General features: G+C 66.7%; 4 protein-coding genes and 1 pseudogene. 2 read left to right on the top strand and 3 right to left on the bottom strand.

Going from position 1 to position 5,449, the window contains the following annotated elements; genetic code table 11:
- Positions 1-875 (top strand): annotated as a pseudogene (locus tag M1M07_RS31840) (Hsp70 family protein); the annotation flags it as partial.
- Between the two features lie 72 nt (positions 876-947).
- Here the strand turns inward: M1M07_RS31840 and M1M07_RS31835 are convergent.
- A complete protein-coding gene (locus M1M07_RS31835) occupies positions 948-1,289 on the bottom strand; it encodes a hypothetical protein (protein ID WP_248676714.1) in 342 nt (113 codons plus the stop codon).
- A gap of 194 nt (positions 1,290-1,483) precedes the next feature.
- Here M1M07_RS31835 and M1M07_RS31830 point away from each other — a divergent pair, with 194 nt between their 5' ends.
- Complete coding sequence (locus M1M07_RS31830; RefSeq protein WP_248676713.1) at positions 1,484-2,887, top strand: phosphatidylglycerol lysyltransferase domain-containing protein; 1,404 nt, start codon at positions 1,484-1,486, stop codon at positions 2,885-2,887.
- Here M1M07_RS31830 and M1M07_RS31825 read toward each other — a convergent pair.
- Together M1M07_RS31825 and M1M07_RS31820 are read right to left on the bottom strand one after the other, a co-directional pair.
- Positions 2,882-3,808 carry an alpha/beta hydrolase gene (locus M1M07_RS31825; protein ID WP_197257744.1) on the bottom strand — a complete coding sequence of 309 codons (927 nt, stop codon included), beginning with the start codon at positions 3,806-3,808 and terminating at the stop codon, positions 2,882-2,884. The two genes, M1M07_RS31830 and M1M07_RS31825, sit on opposite strands and share 6 nt — an antisense overlap.
- Positions 3,809-3,819: 11 nt before the next feature.
- A complete protein-coding gene (locus M1M07_RS31820) occupies positions 3,820-5,319 on the bottom strand; it encodes an NAD(P)/FAD-dependent oxidoreductase (RefSeq protein ID WP_197257746.1) in 1,500 nt (499 codons plus the stop codon).
- Positions 5,320-5,449: the final 130 nt, after the last annotated feature.

The following is a 5,449-nucleotide window of genomic DNA, read 5'->3' as shown; positions in this document are numbered from 1 at the left end:
CCTCCCGGATCCCGTATGTGCACCGGCGCCTGGCCGAACTCGGCCCGATCGCCACCCTCGACGACCCGAAAACCGTCGTCGCCAAGGGCGCGGCCGGGTTCGTCGCCGGCGGACGCGCCACCGACCCGATTCCGCTGCGCGACACCGAGGTGATCGAGCGTGGCCCGGCCCGACCGGGTGGTCCCGCGCGGACGTCGCCCGGAATTCCCGGCGCTTCCTTCGCTCCGTCGTCCGCTGCCGCCGCCGCGCCGCGGAAGTCGCGCACGACGCCGGCGATCGCGGGTGCGGCGGTCGCCGCGGTACTCGTCGCTGCCGGTGCGTTCTTCTTCATCACCCGCCCGGATACGGGCTCCACAGCCGCGGCCGCGCCGCAGTCCGGTGCCGCCGTGGCGATCAACAGCACCGATCCGCTGGACGGCTCCGCTCCGGCCGCCACCGCGGATTCGACGTTCATCAGTGAATCCACCGACGACGTGACCACTCTGCTGCCGGCGAAACTGATCACGTCGTCGACGGCGTGTGAGAAGTCCGGCTTCGCACCCGACAGCTCGGCACTGCAGGTGCGTTGCCTGATCAACGTGAACTCGAACCTCGGCAAGACGATCGGCATGAAGGCCAACGAGTATCTCGGTGTCACCGCGTGGCGGGACGACCGGTACGCGCGTTCGCACCTGATCGAGTTGCGGGACAACAAGACCGGCACGTACACCACGATCGGGTCGCCGGACGGGAACCGCATCGTCGGCTACATCCCGAACAGCTCCACCGTGATATTCGAGGTGGTCGACAAGTCACGCGGGCTGCTCATGCAGTTCTCCACCAAGACGGCCGATCAGGGCTTGGCCCTGCTGAAGGAACTCGGCTACGTCGGCTGAGGTGCGGCTCCGCCGCCGGTGTGCCTTTGTGGCGGTCAGGACCGCCACAAGTACACACCGGTGAAGCACCGGTCAGAAGTACACGTAGATCGGACGGATCGGGTTGGGAATCAACCGAAGTTCGTGCGCGACATTGTTCGTGTCGTACTGAACGCACTCGTGGATCTGGACGTAGTGCCCGTCGCCGCGACACTCGATCTTCCGCGTAGCGCCGTAGGGGCTCAGGATGATCGGCTTGTAGCTGTTCTCACCGAACAGTGCACCGGGGTCGAGGGGTGCGACGAAGTAGTCGGTCCGATCGCGAACTGCGTTGAAGCCGTATGGGTCGTCATCCGGGGCAGCCGACGCACCCGTCGCCGCCATCAGAGCACTGCCGACGACCATCGCAGCAACAGCCAGGGTTCGAGTGAGCATGAGAAGTCCTCGTCTTTCGTCGAGCCGGCACCCCTGCGTACCGACAATCGAGAGTACAGACCGACCGTTACGTTCCGAGGCGGGTTGAGACGGGACAGGTCGCAGACTCCCCGATGGGTCGCGGCGCCGACGGCTACCGTGGAGATCATCGAGCTGTTCCCGTTTCACCGAAGCCGGACGTCGAGGCAGTACTCGTGACAACACTGCAACCGACCGCCTCGTGGGCGGAGAGGACAGCCCAGCACACCGGGCTGGGCGTCTATCTGCTCGGGATCGTCGCGTTCGGCGTCTCGGCATTCCGAGCGGAGACCGGGACCGGATGGGTGGTCGCCGTGGTCATCGCGGTGGGACTCACCGCACGTGGGACGACTCTGCACCGCCCGCTGACTCCGACGCACGTGACCGCCGCGATCGTGTGTCTGCTCCTGGCAGGCTTCGGCTGTGCCGAGGGGCGTCCACAGCTGGGGTTCGTCCTGGTCGTGGTGTCCGGGTGGGTGCTCGTGTGGCCGGTCCCCAGCGTCCCGCAACCCGAGGAACACCCCCGCATCGAGGCTCTCGTACAACGGACCGCGGGTGATCCGCTGGCACCGTTCGCGCTGAACTCCGCCAAGTCCTACTTCTTCGACCCCTCCGGTACCGCAGCGATCGCCTATCGAGCCCGCGCGGGCGTCGCCGTGGTTTCCGGGGATCCGATCGGTGATGCGCGGGCATTCGGCAACCTGGCGACGCGATTCACCACCTTCGCCGAGGCTCGAGGCTGGCGGGTGGCGGTTCTCGCGGCGAGCGAGCACACGGCTCGGTTGTGGCAGAACCGGGACGGACGCTCGCCGCTACGTGCGGTGGACATCGGGTGCGATGTCGTCTTGGATGTGTCCCGATTCTCGCTCGACGGACGGCGATTCCGGAATCTGCGGCAGGCGGTGCAGAGGAGCCGGAACGCTGGGGTGAGTACCGAGATCCTCTCCGAGCGAGACGTTTCCGCGGCACTGCGCCGGCAGTTGCTCGCGATCGTCGCCGAGACCCGCGGCGGACATCAGCGTCGGGGATTCTCGATGATTCTCGACCACCTGCTCGACGGTGTGCTTCCGGGGATGATGATCGTCGTTGCGCGTGACCGGCACGGTCGCCCGGTCGGGTTCCAGCGATACGGCACCGCGCACCACGGAAACGAGTGGAGCCTGGACGTACCGTGGCGCAGCACCCGGGCTCCCAACGGCACCGACGAACGCATGATCGTCGATGTCGTCGAGCATGTCCGCCGCCGCGGTGGAACGTCGGTGTCGTTGGCCTTCGCCCCGTTTCCCCGACTGTTCGCCGGCACCGGGACCGGCGTGCGACAGCGGACGCTGCGGACCGCGCTGCGGCTGGGCAGCTCGGTGATCGCTCTCGAATCGCTGTACCGATACCTGCACAAGTTCCATGCCGCCGCAGGTCGTCGCTACGTCCTGTTCGAACCCCGGTACGTCGTACCCGCGGCGTACGCCATGTTGACGTCGGAGTTCGTCCCCCACCGCGAGCACAGTCCTCGTCGCACCTCGCATCGCAGTGGCCGCAACCGGTACGGTTCGACGCCGGCAGGCCGGCGGAGGCTTTCATAGAGCGGGAGCGATCCTCTCGGGCCGGAGCACGCGGGCGAGGAAGTCGAGCTGATCGGCCAGCACCCGCCGGTGCCATTCGCCCTGGTAGAAGTCGAAGTGATCGACGGGGTACTCGCGCAGCTGCGCCCACCTGCCGGCCTTGCGTGCGGTGCGGCGCGCGGCGTCGGGCGGGGCGACACGATCGTCGGTGCCGACCTGCACCAGCAACGGGCACGTCAGCCGGGAGGCGTAGGTGGTCGGACGGTTCAGCCCGACTTCCAGGCCCGTGCGTGCGCAGACCTCGTTGCGCCAAGTGGGCCCGGCCATCGAGAGATAGGCCTCCTCGGCGCCCGGCGTGCTGATGATCGCTGACGACCCGGGCTGCGCGACGACGGGCACGTGATAGGGCGACCGGCCGGTGAGGGCGCGCGCCACATCGCGCAATCCGTACGCTGTGGCACGGACGAGCCGGCCCACCCCGGCGTAGCGCGCGATCTGTACGAGGGCGGCGAGTCCGTCGGTGGCCGGATTCATGGACACCACCGCCGCGACGCGCTGGTCCTGGGCGGCGACCGCGACGACGTGTCCGCCCGAGTAGGACGTGCCCCACAACACGATTCGGCCGGGATCGACCCCGGGCAGGTGGCGGGCAGTGTCGACGGCCGCGTGGTAGTCCTGCCGCTGCCGGCGGAACGCGACATCCTGACGAGGTTCCCCGGCGGAGTCGCCGAAGCCGCGGTAGTCGAACACGAAGGCGTCGATGCCGGCGGCTGCGAAAGCCTCGGCGAAGGCGAGCAGACCGGTGTCGCGGGTGCCGCCGAAGCCGTGCCCCAGGACGATGCAGGGCCGGCCCGCCTCACCGGCAAGAACGTCGGTGCTCGCCGGTAGGTGCCAGGCGGCACAGGTGATTCCGTGGCTCGTGAACGTCAGCTCGTGTCTCATCGTCCTTCTCCCTACCCTGCGAGCACGCTCGAGCGAGTGGAGGTGAATTTCAACGCGGGATCCTCGACCGGGCCCACGCGCAGTCGTTCGACGTCGGATTCGTAGGCCATCTCCGCCGTCCACGGGCCACGGGTACCTGCCCGCGGAAACGCGGCGACTCCGCGCTGGATGTAGCCCGAACTCAGGTCGAGAAGGGGGACCCGCTCCATGTCGGGATCGTCGAGTACGGGTTCGACGACGGTGTGTCCCTGTGCATCCATGTGGTCGAGCAGTCGGCAGAAGTGCTCGCAGACCAGATCGACCTTGAGCGTCCAGGCGATGTTCGTGTACCCCATGGCGAACGCGAAGTTGGGCACCCCGGAGAGCATCATGGCCTTGTAGACGGTGGTGTCCGGCAGATGTACCGGCTTTCCGTCGACGACGAGCGCGATCTTACCCAAGGGCGACATGGTCAGCCCGGTGGCCGTGACGATGATGTCGGCGGCCAATTCCCGGCCCGATTCCAGCCGGATTCCGGTCTCGGTGAATCGTTCGATCCGGTCGGTGACCACCGATGCCTGCCCCGACGAAATCGCCTTGAACAGATCACCGTTGGGAACCATGCACAATCGCTGCTCCCACGGGTTGTACCGCGGGGTGAAGTGGGTGTCGACATCGAAGTGCCGGGGCAACTGTCGACGCACGTTGGCGATCAACAGCTTGCGCATCAGCTTCGGGGCGCGCATGCATGCCTTGTAGATCCCACGGTTGAGCATGATGTTCTTGCGCCGGACGATTCGATACGCACGCTCGGGCCCGAGCACCGTGTTCAACGTGTTCGCGATCGCGTCCTCGGCGGGGAGCGAGAGCACATAGCTCGGTGAGCGTTGCAGCATGGTGATGTGGCCCGCTTCGGCCGCCATCGAGGGAATCAAGGTCACAGCCGTTGCGCCGCTTCCGATCACGACCACGCGCTTGCCCGCGTAGTCCAAGTCCTCGGGCCAGTGCTGCGGATGGACCACTGTCCCGGCGAAGTCCTCGACACCGGCGAACTCCGGGGTGAACCCGGATTCGTTGTCGTAGTATCCGGTTCCCGAGAACAGGAACCGCGCGGTGAATTCGGTCAGCGCTCCGGTGCCGGAATGCCGTGCCGTCACCGTCCACAGTCCCTCCGTGGAGGAGAACTCCGCCTCCAGTACCCGGTAGCCGAATCGGATGTGTTCCGCCACACCGTTTTCGGCGACCGCATCCTGCAGGTAGTCCATGATGATGTGGCCGTCGGCGATCGACTTGCGGTGCGTCCAGGGCTTGAAGCCGAAACCGAAACTGGGCATGTCCGAATCGGAACGGATGCCCGGATACCGGAACAGACTCCAGGTTCCACCGATCGTGTCGCGGCCTTCCAGAATCGCGAACGTAGTATCCGGGCGGCGCATCTTCAGATGGCAGGCAGCGCCGATGCCTGAGATTCCGGCCCCGATGATCAATACGTCGAAGTGGGTGCTCGCCGTCGCTGCGGGAGTGCTCCTCATCGATCCTTACCTTTCTTTCAGGGGGTTCGAACTGGGCGACGGCCGTAGGCTTCGAACCACCCAGGGACGTCGGACATGGCTTTCATCGCTCTGCTGCCCCCGTCGATGGCCAAGGAGGATTGGCCACCCA

This window comes from Rhodococcus sp. HM1, from assembly GCF_023218075.1.
Classification (GTDB): Bacteria; Actinomycetota; Actinomycetes; order Mycobacteriales; family Mycobacteriaceae; genus Rhodococcus.
The sequence above is the reverse complement of the archived record's forward strand: the minus strand, read 5'-3'. Positions and strand labels throughout refer to the sequence as shown.

What these genes read in the sequence shown, in the direction of transcription:
- M1M07_RS31835 (WP_248676714.1), bottom strand. Translation starts at nt 1,289, where the DNA reads ATGCTCACTCGAACCCTGGCTGTTGCTGCGATGGTCGTCGGCAGTGCT.
- M1M07_RS31825 (WP_197257744.1), bottom strand. Translation starts at nt 3,808, where the DNA reads ATGAGACACGAGCTGACGTTCACGAGCCACGGAATCACCTGTGCCGCC.
- M1M07_RS31820 (WP_197257746.1), bottom strand. Translation starts at nt 5,319, where the DNA reads ATGAGGAGCACTCCCGCAGCGACGGCGAGCACCCACTTCGACGTATTG.